The sequence below is a fragment of the Aestuariibacter sp. A3R04 genome (genome assembly GCF_018860805.1).
GTDB lineage: Bacteria > Pseudomonadota > Gammaproteobacteria > Enterobacterales > Alteromonadaceae > Alteromonas.
In genome coordinates, this window is record NZ_JAHKQR010000001.1 from 678,724 (window position 1) to 699,493 (window position 20,770).

At 47.5% G+C, this 20,770-nt stretch carries 17 protein-coding genes; 6 read left to right on the forward strand and 11 right to left on the reverse strand.

The window, feature by feature from the left end:
- Positions 1 to 69: 69 nt before the first annotated feature.
- Positions 70 to 1,869: a sodium:proton antiporter gene (locus KO518_RS02880; RefSeq protein ID WP_216024286.1), complete on the reverse strand. Its 1,800-nt coding sequence runs from the start codon at positions 1,867 to 1,869 to the stop codon at positions 70 to 72.
- Between the two features lie 201 nt (positions 1,870 to 2,070).
- On the opposite strand from KO518_RS02880, the gene KO518_RS02885 reads away from it, so the two are divergent.
- Positions 2,071 to 2,907 carry a hypothetical protein gene (locus tag KO518_RS02885; protein ID WP_216024287.1) on the forward strand — a complete coding sequence of 279 codons (837 nt, stop codon included), beginning with the start codon at positions 2,071 to 2,073 and terminating at the stop codon, positions 2,905 to 2,907.
- Between the two features lie 108 nt (positions 2,908 to 3,015).
- On the forward strand, positions 3,016 to 3,633 hold the full coding sequence (locus KO518_RS02890) for a hypothetical protein (protein ID WP_216024288.1): 618 nt from the start codon (positions 3,016 to 3,018) through the stop codon (positions 3,631 to 3,633).
- Positions 3,634 to 3,693: 60 nt separating this feature from the next.
- Here the strand turns inward: KO518_RS02890 and KO518_RS02895 are convergent, their stop codons facing one another.
- From KO518_RS02895 to thpR, 3 genes are all read right to left on the reverse strand, one after another.
- Positions 3,694 to 5,868, reverse strand: coding sequence for a M3 family metallopeptidase (locus tag KO518_RS02895; RefSeq protein WP_216024289.1), 2,175 nt, complete (start codon positions 5,866 to 5,868; stop codon positions 3,694 to 3,696).
- A gap of 228 nt (positions 5,869 to 6,096) precedes the next feature.
- The gene (gene purU / locus KO518_RS02900) at positions 6,097 to 6,951 is read right to left on the reverse strand and encodes a formyltetrahydrofolate deformylase (protein WP_216024290.1); all 855 of its coding nucleotides are present in this window, start codon (positions 6,949 to 6,951) and stop codon (positions 6,097 to 6,099) included.
- A 78-nt stretch (positions 6,952 to 7,029) separates the two neighbouring features.
- Positions 7,030 to 7,617: an RNA 2',3'-cyclic phosphodiesterase gene (thpR, locus tag KO518_RS02905; protein WP_216024291.1), complete on the reverse strand. Its 588-nt coding sequence runs from the start codon at positions 7,615 to 7,617 to the stop codon at positions 7,030 to 7,032.
- A 92-nt stretch (positions 7,618 to 7,709) separates the two neighbouring features.
- Here thpR and hrpB point away from each other — a divergent pair, with 92 nt between their 5' ends.
- The gene (gene hrpB / locus KO518_RS02910) at positions 7,710 to 10,205 is read left to right on the forward strand and encodes an ATP-dependent helicase HrpB (protein ID WP_216024292.1); all 2,496 of its coding nucleotides are present in this window, start codon (positions 7,710 to 7,712) and stop codon (positions 10,203 to 10,205) included.
- Between the two features lie 276 nt (positions 10,206 to 10,481).
- Complete coding sequence (gene phbB / locus KO518_RS02915) at positions 10,482 to 11,204, forward strand: acetoacetyl-CoA reductase (protein WP_216024293.1); 723 nt, start codon at positions 10,482 to 10,484, stop codon at positions 11,202 to 11,204.
- A 21-nt stretch (positions 11,205 to 11,225) separates the two neighbouring features.
- Here the strand turns inward: phbB and KO518_RS02920 are convergent, their stop codons facing one another.
- The 5 genes from KO518_RS02920 to phaR form a co-directional block, all read right to left on the reverse strand.
- A complete protein-coding gene (locus KO518_RS02920; RefSeq protein WP_216024294.1) occupies positions 11,226 to 12,434 on the reverse strand; it encodes a lytic murein transglycosylase in 1,209 nt (402 codons plus the stop codon).
- 127 nt (positions 12,435 to 12,561) lie between these two features.
- Entirely contained in the window at positions 12,562 to 13,779 is a 1,218-nt protein-coding gene (locus KO518_RS02925) for a polyhydroxyalkanoate depolymerase (protein WP_216024295.1), read from the reverse strand.
- A gap of 100 nt (positions 13,780 to 13,879) precedes the next feature.
- Positions 13,880 to 14,227 (reverse strand): phasin family protein, encoded by a 348-nt coding sequence (locus KO518_RS02930; RefSeq protein WP_216024296.1) that lies wholly within the window; start codon positions 14,225 to 14,227, stop codon positions 13,880 to 13,882.
- Positions 14,228 to 14,253: 26 nt separating this feature from the next.
- Entirely contained in the window at positions 14,254 to 14,859 is a 606-nt protein-coding gene (gene phaP, locus KO518_RS02935) for a TIGR01841 family phasin (protein WP_216024297.1), read from the reverse strand.
- Positions 14,860 to 15,031: 172 nt separating this feature from the next.
- The gene (phaR, locus tag KO518_RS02940; protein WP_216024298.1) at positions 15,032 to 15,448 is read right to left on the reverse strand and encodes a polyhydroxyalkanoate synthesis repressor PhaR; all 417 of its coding nucleotides are present in this window, start codon (positions 15,446 to 15,448) and stop codon (positions 15,032 to 15,034) included.
- Positions 15,449 to 15,671: 223 nt separating this feature from the next.
- Here phaR and KO518_RS02945 point away from each other — a divergent pair, with 223 nt between their 5' ends.
- Positions 15,672 to 16,070, forward strand: a complete 399-nt coding sequence (locus KO518_RS02945) for a DUF4168 domain-containing protein (protein ID WP_216024299.1) — start codon at positions 15,672 to 15,674, stop codon at positions 16,068 to 16,070.
- A gap of 54 nt (positions 16,071 to 16,124) precedes the next feature.
- On the opposite strand, the gene KO518_RS02950 is transcribed toward KO518_RS02945, so the two are convergent.
- Both KO518_RS02950 and KO518_RS02955 read right to left on the reverse strand, forming a co-directional pair.
- Complete coding sequence (locus KO518_RS02950) at positions 16,125 to 17,900, reverse strand: class I poly(R)-hydroxyalkanoic acid synthase (protein ID WP_216024300.1); 1,776 nt, start codon at positions 17,898 to 17,900, stop codon at positions 16,125 to 16,127.
- A gap of 15 nt (positions 17,901 to 17,915) precedes the next feature.
- Positions 17,916 to 18,152, reverse strand: a complete 237-nt coding sequence (locus tag KO518_RS02955) for a DUF6489 family protein (protein WP_216024301.1) — start codon at positions 18,150 to 18,152, stop codon at positions 17,916 to 17,918.
- Positions 18,153 to 18,304: 152 nt separating this feature from the next.
- Here KO518_RS02955 and mrcB point away from each other — a divergent pair, with 152 nt between their 5' ends.
- The gene (gene mrcB, locus KO518_RS02960; protein ID WP_371742224.1) at positions 18,305 to 20,635 is read left to right on the forward strand and encodes a penicillin-binding protein 1B; all 2,331 of its coding nucleotides are present in this window, start codon (positions 18,305 to 18,307) and stop codon (positions 20,633 to 20,635) included.
- The last annotated feature ends 135 nt before the right edge of the window (positions 20,636 to 20,770 follow it).

Sequence of the window (20,770 nt, forward strand, 5' to 3'; positions counted from 1 at the left end):
AGGGAAGCGCTTGATTACACAGTTTTCCAGGGAGAGGCACCCTGTCTGAGGATAGGGTGCCAATTTACCTTATACCGCTTCGCTGTCCGGAATGACCAAACCTATTACCTTCCATCCTGATTTTGGTGACAACTCCCTTCCATTTAGAAACGCATGGGTACGGTTGTTGTTGTCGAGGGCAATGAGAGGTATCGCTCTGTCTTTGTAGGTTTTAACGTAGTCCTCAAAGGTAAATTCGTCACTCAGACCCGTGGTCTTCACCTTGGCTCCGTGTGATACCGCCGAAGCCAAATAACCATAAGTAACGCCTTCGTCGAAAAGGGTCAGGGTTTTGGCATACTGTGTTCCAACCTGGTGACTCGGACGTGCGGTTTGTTCATTGTTGGTGAGCCCCCAGACCCTGTCTTTGCCCACGGTATATTCAAAGTGATAAGCAATCATTGGGTTGAGTTGCTTATACGGTGACATCACCAGTACGGTACCGAATGTGCCCATGTCCAGAGTTCTGGCTGCGTGATCTGATATTGGGTTGCCAAAATAAGACGGAATTTCCATCATTCGGGAGGCTTTCACCGCATCCCAGTTGGTATCGGCAATACAAACCGGAATGTCGTGCTGTACGAGTTCACTTGCCAATAGACGGCTAAACTTACTGCCACCGAATATGAGAAATCCGTTGGGGGGAGGTGAACGGACTCCGAGAAACTGGGCAACGTATTTTGCTGACAGGCTTTGTATTACCACGGTGGCAATAATGACGATGAAAACAATGGGAACAACGGCGCCTGCGCCCTCGTAACCAATTTGTTCCAGTTTTAGCGAAAAGAGTGCTGATACTGCCGCTGCTACTATCCCCCTCGGTGCAATCCAACTGATTAGCGCCAATTCCCGCCAGTTGAGACCGGTGCCAATTGAAGACGCCAGAACAGATAAAGGCCTGGCGATAAACATGATTGCTGCAAGCACAATCATAACGCCTGCTCCGACATCGAATACGCTGTTGAGATTGAGTCTGGACGCCAGAATGATGAAGAGTCCGGAAATAAGTAACACACTAAGTGTTTCTTTAAATTCCAGAATGTCTTCCACATCAACATCTTTCATGTTGGCCAGTACCATGCCTGTAATGGTCACCGCGAGTAAGCCGGATTCGTGGGCCACGTGGTTTGAAATAGCGAAGACACCAAGTATAAGTGTTAGTACCGCGGTGTTTTGCAGGTAGTGTGGGATGAGTTTTTTCCGCAGTGCCAGCCCGAGTAGATAGCCGGATCCGACGCCAAGTACTGTGCCAATACCAACGGTTTTACCAAAGGCAATGAGGGTGTGAAGTAAGGCGGTGTCCTGAGAGGCAACGATGTACTCGTAAACAAGTACCGCCAACAGAGCGCCAATGGGGTCTATGACAATGCCTTCCCAACGAAGAATATTAGCGATGTTCGTTTTGGGACGCACAGTACGGATCATCGGCACAATAACCGTCGGACCGGTTACAGTTACCAATGCCCCAAACAACGCTGAGAGCTGCCAACTGAGTGCCAGGCTATAGTGAGCTGCAACGGCAGCAACGACCCAGGTTACTAAAACCCCAATACTACACAAATTGCGAACCATATTGCCGTGTCCGGCAATATCGCTGAATTTTAGTGTTAGCGAGCCTTCAAACAAAATGATTGCAACCGACAGGGATACTATGGGAAAGAGAAGATCGCCAAATAAGGCGTCGGCGTCGAGCATGCCAAACACCGGGCCAACGATGATACCCGTGATAAGCAGAGGTAGAATAGCCGGCAACCTTATTTTGTAAGCCAAAAACTGGCAAAAAATAGAAAGTAGTCCAACGCTAACTAAGCTGAGTAGTGGATCTGTCACTGTGTGTTCCTTCTGTTGCTGTCATCTGCGTAAACAGCGTGACTAACGGCATTTTTTTCTCGTTCTGCTGTTTTATACTGTGTTATGGATCATGCGGATTAGCCGCTGATTGTATTGTGTACACTTAAGTATGCTATAAGAGTTAGTTCGAATGGCTTACTATCAATGAGTTGATATCAACATTAAAGGAATATCGTAAAGGTGCGCCGATTTTTATTTTTGCTTACCCCACTATGGATAATAACGGGTTGTTCTGTTTCTGCGGTCCCGCAACACGGTTTTACAGTTTCTTCAGTCAGCACTCTCGATGCGGAACTGGGAGAAACATCTGGTTTGTTCTGCCGTGATGACATGGCATTTACAATTAATGATTCGGGTAATAAGCCCGAAGTATTCGTGATAAACCGCAATGGAGAAACCACTGGGCGAGTAGAAGTGTCGGCTACAAATCGCGATTGGGAAACCATAACCGGTGATGCGGAAAATCTGTTTATCGGCGATATAGGCAACAATGCAGGGAAACGATCTGCGCTGAATATTTATCGGGTTGCCGCTGAGCGCAGTGATGTTGAACAGACCATCAGTATTTCCTATGCCAACAACCGACCTGCGCAAAATCAGCCCTATGCCCACGATTTTGACGGTGAAGCAATGACATATCGAGATGGGGACCTCATCATTTTTTCTAAAAGCTGGGAGACTGGCCGTTCACATGTGTACCACATATCGCCAGACATAGATAAGCAAGTACTTACGCCTGCCGTTTCTGTTGACAACTTGCCCGGTGTAGTAACCGGTGCCGATTGGAGTGAGCAATATCAGGAATTTGTTCTGGTAGGCTATCGCAGTAATGCCTTCGGTTTATTTAAAGCGTTTATCGCTACTCTCGATGCGAATTATCAGGTGAAAACTGTAGATCTACTGCCGGAATTTACCCAGGTGGAAGGTGTTTGCTACGCAAAAGACGGTGAAGTGTGGATTACCCAGGAGAGCACACCATATAGCAGCGCTAAAATTGCCGTACTGGAGTTCAGGTAACAGAACAATTTAATGCAATTAATTTGAATTTGATGCCCGTGCATTGATTTTTATACCCAACATATTCCCGTGGTTGTCTATACTCTGATTATTGCAGAGGCGTTTATCATGAAGAGTAGCGCAACAAGCGGGGGTAATGTGGTGATGAAATATTACAGTCTTGCACTTGTAGCATCGATGACGTTCGCCCCCAGTATATGTGTCGCCGGCTCGTCCATCGGCGAACAAGCGGAAAGCTGGCTGAGTGAGAAAGTTGACGTTTCAGACAGGATCTCCGTTTCTCTGTCTAAAAATAAAATTAAATTCGATGGTTGTCGGCAAAAAGACTACAAGCTCAGTGTCGCCACTTCGCTAACCCGCAATATTAATGTGGAAGCGATTGCGCGCTACGGGCGGGGCGTGTTGGAATTTGGTGTGTTTAATCAACGGGTAACTTCACGGGCTTACGAACTCATCACCTGGTGGCAGCAACCCAATTACCGAATGGGGTTGGCTTCTCAATTACGCCCGGCCCACGACTTGGATCTTCCCATGAGCGGTTCGTTTTCGCTTCCAGATAGCACAACGTTTTCAGTTTACTTAGAAACACAGGGATGGAGAGACGCTCATACGCTGTCTTTCGCCCTTAGACGGGAATCATGGCGGGCAAACAGTTCAGATCTTGTATTGTCTTGGGACCGCAGTGCAGACAACCAAATTCATTTGGGTTATAAAATTGGGTTTTAGTGGTTCCCCATGTACCAAACAGCCCCTGTGAAATCACAGAGGCTTGGCTTGAGTGGTACGTTAGTCTTCTTTTTGGGGTAGCGGGAAGCCCCTGTCTCGCATTAATGCGTCTACCTGGGCATCTCTGCCTCTGAACAAACGATATGCTTCTGCAGGGTCCATGGCATTGCGCACAGAGAATAAATACTTCACCAGCTTGCCAGCTAAAGCTTCATCATAGAATCCTCCAGGCGCTTCGGCAAATGCTTCAGCAGCATCAGCCGTTAGCACTTCAGCCCACATATAACCGTAATACGATGAGGCGTATCCTTCACCTGAAAAAACGTGGCCAAAGTGTGTGCTGCGATGCCGCATTACAATTTCTTCCGGCATGTTCAGTTTAGCCAGTTGTTCACGCTCAAAAGTATCCGGCTCTATGGTGTTAGGATCTGTGGTGTGGTAGAGCAAATCCATAATGGCAGAGGCCATATATTCGGTAGTTTTAAAGCCTTCGTTGAAGGTAGACGCCTTTTTGATTTTAACGACCAGGTCTGCTGGAATTGGCTCTCCAGTTTTGTAGTGGACCAGATAGTTATCGATAACTTCATCGGTCGTCAGCCAGCGCTCGAGTAACTGCGACTGAAATTCGGTATAATCCCGAACGCCGGAATGGGACGTGGGGTATTTCACGTTGGCAGACAAGAAGTGAAGTGCGTGGCCAAATTCGTGGAAATACGTTTCGGCGTCATCCCAGGAAATCAGTGTAGACTCCCCATTGGCCCCTTTGACAAAATTAGAATTATTCGATGCAAGTACGGTGGTTTCGCCGTCAAAGGTGGTATATCTGCGGTATGTTGTAGCCCACGCGCCTGAGCGCTTGCCTTGGCGAGCGAAGGGATCTAAGTACCACAAACCCACTAACTTGCCACTGTCTTTATCCGTAACTTCCCACACTTTTACATCGGGGTGAAATACTGGCACTGTGCCGTCTGTTACCGGTGTGAATTCAAAATTAAACAGCCTGCCCGCCACGTAAAACATTGCTTCGCGGAGCTTATCCAGTTGCAGATATTGTTTAACCTCGTTTGAATCGAGGTCGTACTTGGCTTGGCGTACTTTTTCTGCGTAAAAGCGATAGTCCCAGGGGGCGATAGTAATATCAGCGCCTTCAGCATCGGCAATGGCTTGCATATCAGCTACTTCTTCTTCCACGCGGGCGATGGCGGCGGGCCAGACTTTCATCATAAGATCCATAGCATTCTCAGGTGTTTTTGCCATCCGATCTTCTAACCGCCACTGGGCGTAATTGTCATAGCCTAGTAGTGCTACTCGCTCATCCCGCAGGAGCAGAATTTGTTTTATGATAGCGTTATTGTCAAATTCATCGCCGTTGTCGCCTCGGTTGTAGTAAGTTCGCCACACTTGTTCACGCAACGCACGGTTGGTGCTGTAAGTGAGAAATGGGTCCATGGATGAACGAGTGTTAGTAATTGCATATTTTCCTTCCTGGCCTCGCTCTTTTGCTGCAGCTGCAGCGCTTTGAACAAATGATTGTGGTAATCCACCGAGTTGGTCTTCAGTAATGTAAGTAACGTAGTTTTCTTCGTCAGCCAGCACATTGGTGGAAAATTGGTTGTACAGCGTGGCCAGCGCTTTGCTTATTTCTGCATACCGCGCTTTTGCCTCGCCGTCGAGGGTAGCTCCGTTTCTGGCGAAGTTGTTGTAAGTGATCCATGTAATGCGTTGCTCTTCTGGAGTGAGGGCTTTTAGTGCGTCACTTTCATACACAGCTTTTACCCGTGCAAACAACGCTTCATTTTGGGTGATTTGGGTAAAGAAACTGGACAGCACAGGAGACATTTCGGCGCGAATTTCGCGAAATTCGGCGCTGGATTTATTCGAACTCCATATACCGTAGTACGTAAATACGCGACTAAGCGCACTACCGGCTCGCTCCATAGCGACAATGGTATTCTCAAAGGTCGGTGCTTCAGGGTTATTGGCGATGGCTTCTATTTCAGCCATGTTCAGTGCCATGGCTTCTTCTAATGCGGGTTTTATGTCTGCCAGTTGCATTTTATCGAACTGTGGCACGCCGCCGTACGGCCCCTGAAATTCCTGTAGTAACACATTGTCGAACTGAGGTTGAGGCGATGTTGTTTCGGACGGCGCTGACTGTGTCGGCGCAGGATCAGAGCAGCCTGCCAGGGCCAAAGATACGGCAGCGGCTGCCAGGGTGTACGTTATTTTTCCCATAAATTTTTCCGTCGTTATTGTTATGCTCATTCCGCGTGATTCGCGTTTCGTCAGCGCTTAGAAATATCATGGCGCTGAAATGGTTTATTGTACGGCTTTCAGTTTAAAGAAAAACACTGGTTAACGCCAGGTAGCACATGTACACGTCAGTTAGCGGTAGCATTTGCAATGGTAGAAAAATAACCGCTTTGCAAGCGGTTATTTACAAGCAGCGGATAGGTGCAGGGGTTAGGCGAATACCACGGTCTTGTTGCGGTGAATGATAACCCGGTCCTCCAAGTGATAACGCACACCGTGAGCCAGCGCCGTGACTTCACAGTCTTTGCCTTTTCTCACCATGTCTGCGGCTGTGTCGCTGTGGCTGATGCGTTTTACACTTTGTTCAATAATCGGGCCTTCGTCGAGATCTTTCGTGACGTAATGGCAGGTGGCACCAATGAGTTTTACACCGCGGTCGTAGGCTTGCTGATAAGGTCTGGCACCAGCAAAAGACGGCAGAAAGCTATGATGAATATTAATGGCTTTGCCCTGCAACTTGCTGCACAAGGTATCAGGCAGGATTTGCATGAAACGGGCCAATACCGTGAGGTCAATCCTGTATTCATCCAGCAGTGTTTCGATTTGGGAGAACGCCTGTTCTTTGCCTAGCGCTTTGAAATCTATCCAGTGGAAAGGCACCTTGTACCAATCAGCAAACTGCTTCATTTGGGGGTGGTTGCCTATGATAACCGGAATGTCACAGTGCAGCTCGCCGGTATGCCAGCGATGCAGCAAATCTACCAAACAGTGGGATTCAATACTAGCCAGCAATGCAACACGATGCTTAACCCGTGAATCCGTGAGTTTCCAGTTCATCTGAAATTCATTGGCTACGGGTGTAAAAGCCTCTACAAAAGCGGCGTAATCGAGACGTATCGAGTCTGCCCCAATCTCATGGCGCATAAAAAAACGGCCTGTTTGCAGGTCGGTGTGATGGTTGGCCTCTACGATAGTAGCGCCGTGGTCTGCCAAAAACTGTGACACACGGGCAACCAGGCCAATTTGGTCAGGGCAATCGATAACCAGGCGAAATGTTTGTTGCATGATATCTGTAAACGTAAATTCAGGATTGTGATGTTTTACCCATCATCGTGCGTTCTGTAAAGCCCGAAATAGCATAAGTCATAGTAAACCTTGTTTAAGTTGTTCTCGCACTGTTAAATTTGGGTTTAATGTCCACGATGCTCTTATGGGGTATTGCACGCCTGACGGCGTAGATCTTGATTCAAATAAGTGAAACGCATTGGCTTTCACGGTTATAGAAGGCATGAACAATGGCGGCGGCGTGAAACTGCTAGCCTTTCTCACTAAGGTCACATGAGGCTGATACGCTTTATTGTCAATAGGGATAGTGGCACGACGTGCGGCCTTTTTGACTTCTCCTGCTAGTTGCGCGATTGCCTGATTCGGTGATGAAGGTGCGGCAAATATTATTTTGGGGCCATGCCAGTAACCAGTGGAATCTAAGGTTAGGGCGAACGGAGGTGCGCTAATCGCGTCGAGAGCCGGTATCAGTGCGTTGTGTTGACGAGGTGTTATATTGCCCAGAAAAGCGAGTGTGATATGGAAATTCGCTGCGGGGATAGCGTAAGCCCCAGAGGCAATACCGCGCTTGGATTTGCTCGGGATGTCAGGGAGCGCGTTTTCCCGCCACCGCTCGAGGGACAATTTTTCAGCTATGGACAAATCGAGACCAATGAAACTTCGCATAAGGTTATCTTCTTCGTATTTTCATCTGTAGTGGCTAGAGCCTTTTTAGACAGGTAAAATACCGCGATTCCAACGATGACCATAGTGTTTTAATGCACCCAAGCCAAACCCAATTACCTGCCAGTGCTTTGACAGCCCCTTTGAAAACCCATCTGCAAAAAGGGAACGTTATTGTTGGTGCACCGCCGGGAGCCGGTAAATCCACTGTATTACCGTTGTCTTTACTCGTCCAATCAGATAAAAAAATCATTATGCTTCAACCGCGCCGCGTAGTGGTGCGAAATCTGGCGGCGTATTTGGCATCTCTGTTGGACGAAAATGTGGGAGAAACGGTGGGCTACCGCATACGTGGAGAGGCAAAAATAAGTGCCGCAACTCGCCTTGAGATTGTTACCGAAGGAGTGTTGTCACGTTTAATCCAAAACGATCCCGAATTAACAGGTATAGATATCGTTATTTTTGATGAGTTTCACGAGCGCAGTATCCACAGTGATTTTGGTTTAGCTCTGGCCCTGGAAGTACAAGAAGGATTGCGTGACGATCTGCGGTTAGTGGTGATGTCCGCTACACTCGATGTAGATGAGCTAATTACCTTGGTGCCAAAGGCCGAGGTGCTGAAAACAGAAGGACGGCAGTTTCCCGTTGAAGAAGTGTATCTGGGAGAAACCAGTGCCGCTTTGGTGGTGAAAAAAACCGCCAGGGCTGTAATCGACAGTGTTCACAACGATGACGGTGACATCCTGGTTTTCTTGCCTGGAGTCGCAGTGATTAATCAGGTGCGACGTGAATTGTCTGCGTTTCTCAGCAGGCAGAATATTCAGTTGCACACGTTGTATGGCGCCATGGATAAAACCGCACAGCAAGCGGCTTTGGTACCTGACGAAAATGGGCGTAGAAAAGTCATTCTGGCAACTAACATTGCGGAAACGAGCTTGACCATTGAAGGTGTCACTGTAGTGGTAGACAGCGGCCTTGAGAATGTTCCGATGTATCATCCTGCCACGGCACTCACCACCTTGACTATGCAAATGATATCCCAGGCATCGGCCACACAGAGAAAAGGACGGGCGGGGCGTTTAGGGCCCGGAAAGGTTTACCGGTTGTGGAGTAAAGAACACCATCACCGCCTTGCCCGTTTTTCGCTGCCGCAAATTGTCAGAGAAGACATTGCCGGTGTTATGCTCGATGCGTTGTCTTGGGGTACGACACTGTCCGCCATGGCTTTACTCACCGCGCCCACGAGTACACAGTGTCAACTGGCGCAGGCTCAACTCGCCGCAATTGGTGCGGTGGATGAACAGGGCAACATCACTCCCTACGGACGTCAGCTATCGGCTTTGCCAGTGACGCCGAGAATGGGGCATATGCTATTGGAAGCCAAACGTCGTAGCAGTGAGTTAGCAATGCCTCACCTACCTCAGGTGGCTTGTTATTGCGCTGCTATCATAGAGGAAAGTCCGTCTGCCGACAGCTGTTTGCATTTAACTGACTGGATAATTCGTGCGGATAAAAACACCATGCGTCGCATTGACAGGCAAGCGAAGCGATATGCCAGGTTAATTAATAGTCCTCTTGATATGTCATTACAATCGATAGGCGGAGAACCGTTGTCGGTGTGCCTGGCACTGGCCTTTGCGCAGCGTGTGAGTATTTTCCGGGAGTTTGGACGCTATAAAATGGCGTGTGGCAGAGGTGCTGTATTCCCTGCGGGATCTCATGAAAAAACGCCGTGGCTAGTGGTTGTCAGCGGTCAGTTGTCTGGCGGCGACGTGGTGTGTCGCATTGTGGAACCCATCGACGAAGCATTGCTCCGCAGGTTGTACAGCAATGAGTTCGCTATCAGAGAAACGGTTATTTACAACAGTCAGAAAAAGCAGATGGAAGCGCGTGCTGTCGAAGGATTCGGTGAGATCATTCTGCAGTCCGAACCTGCCTCTCAATTGAATAAGCAGGCCATCGGCAACGCCTGGGTAAGTCACTTACAAAATTTGACTATTGAGCAATGGCCACTCAGTGAGCAGAACTGGCAATGGTGGCACCGCTATAAACTGGCGACGTCCCTTGGCTTACCTCAGCCGCGGGCTTTTGACGAGCCTGCCGAGTGGCGTGACGCAGCCTCACCTTTAGCACTTATCGATGGCGAATTTCTCTGCAAACAACTCAGTGCACACAAAACCTGGGATGCGCTATTGAACCTTCCTTGGGCCAAGTGGTGTCATGAATCACTGCCGTGGAGCCAGCAGCACGCCCTGGATACCTTGTTACCACAGGGTATTGTGGTGCCCAGTGGCGAGAAGCGAAAACTCAAGTATCGCAGTGACGGCGAAGTAATACTTTCCGTGCGTTTACAAGAAATGTTTGGGTGCGACACTGTGCTTACCGTTGGAGATAACAACAAAGTGATTACCGTTGAGTTGTTGTCTCCTGCAGGCAGACCAATTCAAACAACATCCGATTTATCGACGTTTTGGCGGGGCAGCTATTTTGGAGTACAAAAAGATATGAAAGGTCGCTATCCAAAACACAGATGGCCGGACAATCCCATGGCGGCCGAACCGGGAAAATCAATAAAACCCCGCAAAGGATAGAAACGTAGGGTAAATTATTGGTCTTCATAAATTGAGTTAGCAGGGTGGTAACATCTTGTTATTTTGAGAAAAGATCTGACCAGTTAACAATTCTACAGTCGTGTTTTTTGTCAACGTGCTGATAATATTAACGTTTTTAATCTACCATTACATTGTCCCTATTTTTGTATGATGACTATCATCATAAAGCTGTAACGAAAGCATTGTCATTCTGCTTCTTGGCATGCTTATATAGTCATGTTGTACATATATACGTCAACAAAATAGGGAGACGAAATGAGCAAAGTAGCATTAGTCACAGGTGGTACCAGAGGAATTGGTGAGGCAATTTGCGTTGCATTGAAAGATGCGGGATATACCGTAGTTGCAAACTATGGTGGTAACGATGAGGCGGCGAAAGCATTCACCGAACGAACGGGGATCCCTTCCTTTAAATTTGATGTTTCTAATTTTGAAGCGACAAAAAAAGCCATTGATCAAATCAGCGTAGATTATGGTCCGGTAGAAATATTAGTGAATAATGCCGGGATCACCCGGGATGGTACTATGCACAGAATGTCTTTTGAACAGTGGGATGCTGTTATTCAGACAAACCTGGCATCGTGTTTTAATACATGTCGGGCTGTTATCGATTCCATGCGTGCCCGTGGTTTTGGACGTATTGTCAACATTGGTTCGGTTAATGGTCAGGCTGGGCAATATGGTCAGGTCAATTATGCCGCCGCGAAATCGGGTATTCACGGCTTTACCAAGGCGCTAGCCCTTGAAGGTGCAGGTAAAGGCGTAACGGTGAATGCTATTGCGCCGGGTTACGTGGATACTGATATGGTGCGAGCAGTGCCAGAAGAAGTCCTCAAGAAAATCATTGCCACGATTCCGGTAGGCAGATTAGGCAAGCCTGAAGACATAGCTCGTAGCGTGATGTTTCTGGTGGGTGATGAAGCGGGCTTTATTACCGGTTCCACCCTTTCCATTAACGGCGGCCAGCACATGTACTAGCCGCACAGGCGAAAGTCACTCTTAATTTTCTTCTTCTTCAAATACGCCGATGGCTTTCATCACATCTAATCCAGGAAAGCCATCGGCGATCATATTGTTGTCAATCTGATATTGCCTGATACCAGTGCGGGTTGCGGGGCCAATGATACCATCGGGTTTACCTACATCATGTCCCAGTTTATTCAAGGCGGCCTGTAGTTTCATTATATCACTTCTACTATATGCCGGAAGGTCAGGCAGTGGCGATACTAAACCGCTTTCGCCAGCGATCTGATCGGCCAGCTTACCCACCGCGATGGCGTAAAATTCAGAGTTATTCCAGCGCATAATAATGCGAAAGTTGTGATAAGCAATGAACGCGGGGCCATTGTGCCCTGCAGGAACGACAACAAACGCTGGCTCTTCACTGTTCCCAATAGGTGTGCCGTCGGGTTTTGTCACGCCCATTTTGTTCCATTGTGAAATTGGACGTTTGTGTTTGTAGCCCGCTTGCCGGTAGTCAAAGTTATCGGGTAGTGTAATCTCCCGACCCCAACGGTAACCGGGTTGCCATCCCAACCGGAATAAAAAATTAGCCGCAGATGCAAGGGCGTCTTTTTCGCTGTCCCATAAATTCACCTTACCATCGCTGTCGCCGTCAATGGCGTAGTGCATATATGCGGAAGGCATAAACTGAGTATGACCCATCGCGCCAGCCCAGGAGCCCACCATTTTAGATTGTTCGAGAGATTCCCTGTCGAGTAATTTAATGGCCGTCATCAATTCCTTAGTGAAAAAGCGGCTTCTTCTTTCATCACATGCCAGGGTGGTAAGCGAATCCAGGACGTTCATGTTGCCTTTGTAGGAGCCAAAATTGGTTTCCAAACCCCAGAAGGCGACAAGATAGTGGGCTGGAACACCGTACTTGCGACTGAGCTCAGTCAGTAATTCGCGATGGGCGGTATACATGGCCCTGCCTTTATTTATCCGCCAATCATTTACTCGCTTAGTGTAATAGCCAGGAAAAGTTTGAACAAACTCAGGCTGATTGCGGTCGAGTTCAATAACCCGGGGCTGATAACGTATCTCAGCAAAAACTTGTGTGGCCAACTCCTGAGAAATACCGGCTTTAACAGCCTGTTCACTCAGGTTGTTTTTACATTGTTCGAAATCGTCGCTGGCTAAGGCCGAGTTTATACTCACGAGAGTAAGTACTGATGCGGTAAGCGTGCGGGATAACCATTTTGACATAGCGCAGAACCTTTGTTTTATTATGATGGCATGCTACCTCAAGTGAGGGGGAGGGTGCGAGGGGGGAAAAGGCAAAATCGCAGACAATTTGCGCTTTTGCCTGCGATGAGTGCAGTAATCAGCGCAGCTATGCGTACTTATGGATGAATTCGGTAATTATCGGACGTACGTTTTTACGGAACTTGGAGCCACTGAAAATTCCGTAATGGCCAGCCCCCTGTTGTACGTGATGTTTGCGCATTTTACGCGGTATATTTCGACAAATATCTTGGGCCGCTTGTGTTTGACCGAGCCCACAAATGTCATCATCGGCACCTTCCACGGTTAGCAGAGCAGTATTGTCGATCGCTTCAAAGTTCACCGGGTTGCCCTGGTAGGTAATTGCTCCACGGGCAATTTCATTGTTTTTGAACACCCGTTCGATGGTCTCCAAATAAAACTCCGCTGGCATATCTAACACTGCCATATATTCGTCATAGAATGCACGAAAGCGATCGGCATCTTCTTCTTCACCAAATACAAGATTTTGGAAAAAGTTTTGATACTTCTTCATGTGAGACTGTTGGTTCATGCTGATAAATCCACCGAGCTGCATGAATCCGGGATACACTTCTCTGCCTTCACCAGGGTAACCGTAGGGAACTTTCATGATGGCAACGTTTCGAAACCAACTCATGGGATGTTTTTCAGCGAACTCGTTAACGCGTGTTGGGTTCTTGGAACAGTCTAACGGTCCAGCCATGACAGTCAGAGATTTTGGAACACAGGTATTCTTTTGTTCAGCCATGACAGCAGTAGCGATTAATGCTTGTACTGTGGGTTGACAAATGGCCATTAAATGGGCGCCAGGCCCTAGGTATTCCATGAATTCAATCAGGTAGCTAACATAGCAGTCAAACGTAAAAGGTCCATCTTCTAAGGGAACTTCTCTGGCATCAGCCCAATCCGTTACATAAATCTCGTGGTCGGGTAACAAGGCTTCCACCGTGCCTTTCAGTAATGTGGCGAAATGTCCCGACAGCGGGGCGACTAATAATACTTTGTGATCGTCTTTTACGCCTGCGCGATTAAAGTGAATTAAATCGCAGAAAGGTTTGGTGACAACAATTTCTTCCCGCACCTTGTGCCTTTTATCATTAATTCTGATTTCATCAATGTTAAACCCCAGCTTTTCATAGCGTTGCGTCAGTCGCATTGCAGTTTCCAGCGAGGCGCGGGTAAGGCGACCGGGTAAGGTGTGAGCAAGAAGATTGGAAGGATGGTTCGCAATATCATTCAGCAGACTGAACCCCTCATGCATAATATACGCACCGCGGGTCAGGTAATCATATGCCTGGTAATTCATTACGTCTCTCCTCAAATACTGGCTGGGGCTAAGACCTGTAGGGGGATAAAAAGGTTCACTTTATGAAGGGAATGGGCGGCAGCCAACCGCCCTGTATCAGTTAAGCTTTTGCTGCATCCTGAAACTTAGCAGTCATTTCATCGCTAATGCTTTTAAACATTTCGCCCGCTTTTTGCTGCGCTTCAGTTAACACTTCATAAGAGCTTTTTGCCACGTCAGATACTTTTTCCTGAACGCTTTCTGCATATGCTTTGTTGGCATCGGCCAAGCTCATCAGATCTTTTTGCTGTGATGCTTTTTCGAAGTAAGACATACCTTCAGAAAGCAGCGACTTATACAGTGAATTTTGCTTTTCAGCCAGTTCCTGCATCGTGCTCATGTTCAATGATGCAAGGTCAGACATTGGCTTCATTGCTGTTTTTATTTGTTCATTCATTTGCTCAAACATTACCGTTCTCCAGTTTTTGGTGTGAATCAATTAGTTGATTTGGTAGCCGCAGACTTTGCGGTGGTGGTTTTCTTTGCCGGGGTACGGCGCGTCCGCGTAGCTGGCTTTTTAACAGGCTCAGCAGCGTCGGCAGTTTTCGTTTCTGCACTTGCAGATTTAGCGGTGGCGTCTTCAGCTTTCTCAGCGGTTACTTTGCTTGCCGCTGAGGTTGTTTTTGCTGTTTGCTCAGCAACTTCTTCTGTTTGTTTCGATGCTTTTACTGTGGCTTCGGCTACAGGTTTTGTAGCTTTTTCAGCGGCTTTACTGACTTCATCACTTGCTGTGGACAGTGACACTGCCATAATCTCGGCCACTTCTTCACGCATGGCATTCATTGTAGAGTACGCGTCTTTAGAGGCGCTGGTCATTCGTTCACGCACAGACTCGGCAAGTTCTGAGTTTGCGTTCATTACGCCTTTAAGTTCAGTTTGTTTCGCCACTGCTTCAAGATAACGAACACTATCGCTCAACAAGCCGGTTATTAATGTGGTTTGTTGTTCAGACAAGCTTTCCAGTGTTTTTGTATTTACCGCAAACAGCGTGTGTACTGGTTTGCCGGAGTTTTTCAATTGTTCTGAAAATGAGCCAAACATGTCTTTCTCCCAACAGAAATGGTTGAATGCGTGCTGCGCTGCAGCAAGATTTGATTAGATATTAACCAGCTATGGCGAAGAGATCAACAAGAATGTTGCGTTGCAGCAATGTTTTTTTAGAACAGTTTTTAATATGTATAGTTTAATTATGCTGCATGGCAGCATAAGCGGGCTACTTTTGATTTTTCTTCCAGGCTTCCATATTTTGCTCAACCATTTTATTAAACAGGCCAAATGGCGAGTTCTCCATCATATTCTTCATCAGACCCTGAACTTGATCCTGCTGATCTATAAACGCGAGCAGTGACTGTTCGAGATACTGTCTGAGGAAAAATTGCATATCGGTGTCGTAATACCGAATAAGCTGCTTGAGCAAGGAGTTGGTGAGCAAAGACTGATTTTGATCTGCTTCGGATTCACTGATAATTTGCAAAAGTAGCGACTTAGTGATGTCGTCTTCCGTCTTTGAATCGATAACTTTGAATTCTTCCCGATCATTAATCAACCCTTTGATGTAGTCGAGATTCACATACTGGCTGCAGGATGTGTCGTAGAGCCTTCTGTTTGGGTATTTTTTAATGATGATCATAACATTACCTTTTTCTTAGTCTGTGAAAGAGTAGCGCACTAACGGTCTCAGGAGCAATGCAGGTGTGAAAATAAGCGACACATTTTATCAGTGGCAGACGTGACAATGAAAGATGACTTCGTTAATACGTTGATTTAATGTCGATTTTTGTTACTGGCATGTTTATCGCTGCAGTGCTTTTGAGGACCCGTTACGGGTAATTCAAAAAAACCGGAGTATAGCCATGACTAAACTTGTCAAATTCGTTGTAATGAGCCTGACCGTTGCCTGCACCATTCACTTTTCCGCTCAGGCCGCTGAAAATACCAAAGAGGTTCAGGCGGGAAATCCTGGAATGTCTCAAAATCAGAATTTTGATGATGCCACGTTAGCAAAATTTACAGTGGCCATGAATGCGGTTAGTGAAGTTGCAGATAAATATCAGTCGACATTGAGCGGTGAGGAATCACCGGAAAAAATGAAAGAAATTCAACAAGCCGCTCAAACTGAGATGGTCTCAGAAATAGAGAAAACCGGGCTTGAGGTTGATACTTACACCACCATCGCTCAACTGGTACAAACTAATGAGCAGTTGCGTGAACGGGTATTGAATATAGCGAAAAAGCAAAATAGCCAGTCTTAGGTTCAGCGCTCAGGCGTAAAAAAGGGCGCTTGTTTTCGCGCCCTTTTTACTGTTTCAGCCCAACTGTTTTAGAACATAGCTTCCCGGGGCGGGTTCAATGGCTGGAAAGGCGTCGCTAGCTCCAGGTTGTGGTGCGGTTACCTTGTTTTTCCCCTGTTGCTTTAACCAAGCGTGCCAGTGAGGCCACCATGAGCCTTCTTGTTTGGTTGCTCCATCAAACCATTCACTGGCTGAAGCTGGCAGAGTGTCATTGGTCCAGTGTGGATATTTACCCGTAATGGGAGGATTTATAACACCGGCCAGATGACCGGATCCGGCCAGCACAAAAGTGGTATCTCCACTGACCAACTGTGTGCCCTTATAGGCGCCTTGCCAAAGCACGATATGGTCAGCAAGAGTGGTGAGGAAATACACTGGCATGTCAATGTTAGACAAATCAATGGGCACACCATCAATGACTACTGCGCCAGGAGTCTTGAGCTTATTTTCCCAGTAAGTTGTCCGGATATATTGTTTGAAACAAGCCGCAGTAATGTTGGTGGCATCGCTATTCCAGAACAGAATGTCAAAGGCGGCAGGATCTTTTCCTTTGAGGTAATTGTTGATGAAGTATGACCAAAACAGGTTGTTCTCTCGCAACAAGCTAAAGCTCAAACCCAGAATACGGCCGTCATAAATTCCCTTGATGTCTGCATTTTGCTCCATGATGGGCAGCGCATCTTCGGTGAGGTAATTACCAATTTCACCTGGTTCGCTAAAGTCGAGTAGGGTTGTCAGTAGCGTCAAAGATGCAATGCGCGTATCTCCTTTGGCACGTAAATAAGCCGCAGCGGTGCTGAGTAACGTGCCGCCCACGCAAAAGCCAACCATGTTTACTTTTTCTCTGCCTGTAATGGCGCAGACGGTATCGAGCGCGTCCAGCGGACCGGCTTTCATGTAATCAACAAAATCCTTGTCCGCCAGCGTGGCGTCGGGGTTCACCCAGGAAATCATAAATACAGAAAAACCGCTTTCCAGTAGGCCATTGACCACAGACTTTTTTTCTTCTAAATCGAGAATGTAGTACTTATTAATAAACGGAGGGACGAAAAGCACGGGTTTTGCGTATGTCTTCTCGTGTTTAGGCGAATAGTGGATTAACTGCATGAGCGCATTTTGGTAGACCACTTCGCCCTTGGTAGTGGCGAGGTTTTCGCCTAAGGTAAATGCGTCCATGTCTGTCTGCGTTATTTTGAACGCCTCCAAGGGGCTTTTTTCAAGGTCCCGCATGAAGTTCTCAATGCCCTTAACCATGTTCTGCCCTTTGGTTTTGAGAATTTCCTCGCAGACCTCAGGGTTGGATAGCAAATAGTTCGTAGGCGACACAGAATTGATGTACTGGCGAGTGTAAAATTTGACCTGCTCTGCTGATTTGGGATCTTTAAAATGCATCGATGCAATCGTACCTTGGAGCATTTTCGAATTAATCAGGTACGCCTGCTTCAGGTAACTAAAAACCGGGTTGTCTTGCCAGTCTGTATGGGAAAAGCGACGATCATTGCGCTCTTCTTCAACAACCGGTTGTACCTTTTCTCCCAGCATCGCTTTCGTTGCCTGTTGCCACAACTCGGTTTGCTGCCGCATAAAATCCATCTGGGTTTGAATTAAACGGGCTGAATCCACTTCGACGGATTCACCTGATAACAGCGAACCCAGTTTTTCCGGGTCAAACATGGCGGCGGTCTCCTCGCTGTGGTTCTTTTTCGTCAGTATGCTGTGAACCATGTCGTTAAATTGCCGGGCATACTGATTTAGCGTGTCCAAAATGTCTTGTTTGTCCTGCTCGTGCACAGAGAGCCTCCGTGATTATTTTTTGCTGGTCGCAGTGGTTATGGATTCCAGCATTTTTTGATAATAAGAAAAGGCGTGCTGACTACCATCCAGATAGGGTTTTAGCATGGTCATCATGGCTTCCTGGTTGCCGTCTTTAATTTGTTCGCTGAGTTGGGAGAGTGTGGCTTCGTGAAGTTTACTCAGGTTAGGCCACCCCATGAACTCGCGGGCCTCCTGAGGTGAGAGATCGATGTCGATGGATATTTTCATGTTGTTCTCCATGCTGGTCACCGAGACCATATGGAACCGGGGTTCCATGGCTGAAACAATTTTATCAAAACGGTGCGGTTGAGAATGCCACTGGAAATTCAGTGCTGAAACCCGCAGAATCCGTTTTGACGTATTCTATATTGGCATGATAAGTGGCTAAAAAACAGACGAAAGTGACAAAACCCAAAAAAATAGGTGCTAAACCCCGGCGACGCTGGCTTGGTTTCTTCTTCAAGCTATTGCTGGTGGGAACGGCGGTCCTTCTGGGGTACATGATTTATCTCGATGCACAAATCAAGCACACCTTTTCCGGCAATAAATGGGAAGTGCCAGCACAGATCTTTGCCCGTCCGCTGGTTTTGAATGTTGAGCAGGAAATCACCCCAAAAGAAGTGCTTGATGAGTTGAAACTGTTAGGCTATCGAAGCGTGAATAACGCCGATAGCAGTGGTGAGTATCAGTACAATAACGGTACCCTGGTGGTACAACGACGGGCGTTTTCGTTTCCCGACGGCGATGAACCCTTGCGTCATATCCGTGTGTCCTGGCAAAGCAACCGAATAGCGAGTATTGAAGATCGTTCATCACAACAAAAAATAAGTCGTATTCGCTTAGAACCATGGCTTGTTACCCGCATGGTAAGCAGTAGTCAGGAAGATCGCATGTTGGTGCAATTAGATAATGTGCCTGCATTGCTCCCGAAAGCGCTTATTTTGGTAGAGGACAGAGATTTCTATGACCATCACGGTGTGGCACCGTTGTCGATCTTGCGTGCCTTGGTGGCAAATATTCGCGCAGGAAAAACGGTTCAGGGGGGCAGTACCCTTACTCAGCAACTGGTTAAAAACCTTTATCTGACGAGAGAAAAAGCCATTACGCGTAAAATTAAAGAAGCATTAATGGCTTTGATCATCGATGCGCGTTACAGCAAAGATGACATACTCCAGGCGTATCTGAACGAAGTGTTTCTGGGGCAAAACGGCAAAATGGCCGTGCACGGCTTCGGATTAGCCAGTTATTACTACTTCGACCGGCCGGCCAACGAAATGAGCCCACCGGAAATTGCTACACTGGTGGCGATGATAAAAGGGCCGTCTTACTACAACCCCCGTCGTTATGAGGAGCGGGTACTGGAGCGGCGTAACCTGGTATTGCGTATTCTTTTTGAAGAGAATGAAATTGATCGGCGGGAATATCAGCAATACATTAACGCTCCGCTGGGGTTGGCCTCTGGTGCCAGCCTTGCCAGTGGTAAACATCCCGCGTTTATGGACAAGGTGCGACGGGAGTTATCGACAATATTAGCTGACCCACAACTGCGGGATTCCGGCGTGAAAGTCTTCACCACCCTGGACATATACGCGCAGCGCCGGGCTGAAAAAGCGATGAAGGAAACACTAAATGGCCTGCAGTCTGATCGCAAGGCCGTATTGCAGGGCGCTATGTTGGTTACTGATATTGCAAGTGGTGAAATCAGGGCGATTGTAGGTAGCCGTGAAACAGGGTTTAAAGGGTTTAACCGCGCCTTAGATGCCAAGCGCCAGGTTGGCTCCCTTATTAAACCAGCGGTTTACCTCACAGCCTTGGAAGACCCTGTTGAGTACAATTTAGCGACGCCATTGGCCGACAAACCTATCACGCTGGAAAACGCCAGCGGTAAAACCTGGTCTCCCAAAAATGCAGATAAAACTTTCCGGGGGCAGGTAGCATTGATTGATGGCTTGGCAAACTCGTTAAATGTGCCTACGGTGAACCTGGGTATGCAAGTGGGCCTTAAGAATATTACTGATACCATTCGTCGGCTGGGGGTAGAAAGTGACTTCAAGGAAGTGCCTGCTATGACCCTGGGCGCTATGTCGCTAACGCCTTTTGAAACCAACCAGATGTATCAGACGATATCCAATAATGGGCGCTATATTCCGCTGCATACGGTTTCTTCTGTGGTATCGGCGAACAATCGTTTAATTTGGCAGCACGCTGAATTTTATTCCCAGCGCGCTGATGAAGCTGCCACCTATTTACTCAACTACGCGCTTTATAAAGTGACCACAGAGGGGACGGCGTCTCGTGTTGGCCGTACATTCCCAGGTGTTAATATGGGAGGGAAAACCGGCACTACCGATGATTATCGCGATAGTTGGTTTAGCGGTTTTGACCGCAACAATGTCATTACTGTGTGGGTAGGTAATGACGACAACCAACCGGTACTGCTAACAGGAGCCGGTGGTGCATTGCCAGTGTTTATTAACTATCAGAAGCTGCAGGAGCCAAAATCTTTGACCAGGCGCTTTCCAGAGGGACTTGGCATTGCCCATTTTGACAAGGATACCGGTGAAGTGGTTATTGCCGGGTGTCCGGATTCCATGAGTGTCCCTGCCATACTGGACGTACTTCCCCCGGCGAGCCAGGATTGTTACGGACAACCGATCCGAAAAGAAAAAAAGAAAAAAAGCTGGTGGGAACGTTTATTTGGGAATGACTAAAAAAGCCCCCGGGGTGAGACATGACAGCCCATGAGTGAAACTGGTATCTGCTGTATGTCTCTCCGGGGGAAGGGCCCTACGGGAGCTCGTTGGGATTAGTGTAAGCGGTCGTTAAGTAGTTTTAAGCCGCTAAAA

Coding starts and splice junctions, on each gene's coding strand:
- KO518_RS02895 (WP_216024289.1), bottom strand. CDS start 5,868: ATGGGAAAAATAACGTACACCCTGGCAGCCGCTGCCGTATCTTTGGCC.
- phbB (WP_216024293.1), top strand. CDS start 10,482: ATGAGCAAAGTAGCATTAGTCACAGGTGGTACCAGAGGAATTGGTGAG.
- KO518_RS02925 (WP_216024295.1), bottom strand. CDS start 13,779: ATGAATTACCAGGCATATGATTACCTGACCCGCGGTGCGTATATTATG.
- phaR (WP_216024298.1), bottom strand. CDS start 15,448: ATGATCATCATTAAAAAATACCCAAACAGAAGGCTCTACGACACATCC.
- KO518_RS02955 (WP_216024301.1), bottom strand. CDS start 18,152: ATGAAAATATCCATCGACATCGATCTCTCACCTCAGGAGGCCCGCGAG.
- KO518_RS02890 (WP_216024288.1), top strand. CDS start 3,016: ATGAAGAGTAGCGCAACAAGCGGGGGTAATGTGGTGATGAAATATTAC.
- purU (WP_216024290.1), bottom strand. CDS start 6,951: ATGCAACAAACATTTCGCCTGGTTATCGATTGCCCTGACCAAATTGGC.
- KO518_RS02930 (WP_216024296.1), bottom strand. CDS start 14,227: ATGTTTGAGCAAATGAATGAACAAATAAAAACAGCAATGAAGCCAATG.
- phaP (WP_216024297.1), bottom strand. CDS start 14,859: ATGTTTGGCTCATTTTCAGAACAATTGAAAAACTCCGGCAAACCAGTA.
- KO518_RS02920 (WP_216024294.1), bottom strand. CDS start 12,434: ATGTCAAAATGGTTATCCCGCACGCTTACCGCATCAGTACTTACTCTC.
- hrpB (WP_216024292.1), top strand. CDS start 7,710: ATGCACCCAAGCCAAACCCAATTACCTGCCAGTGCTTTGACAGCCCCT.
- KO518_RS02945 (WP_216024299.1), top strand. CDS start 15,672: ATGACTAAACTTGTCAAATTCGTTGTAATGAGCCTGACCGTTGCCTGC.
- thpR (WP_216024291.1), bottom strand. CDS start 7,617: ATGCGAAGTTTCATTGGTCTCGATTTGTCCATAGCTGAAAAATTGTCC.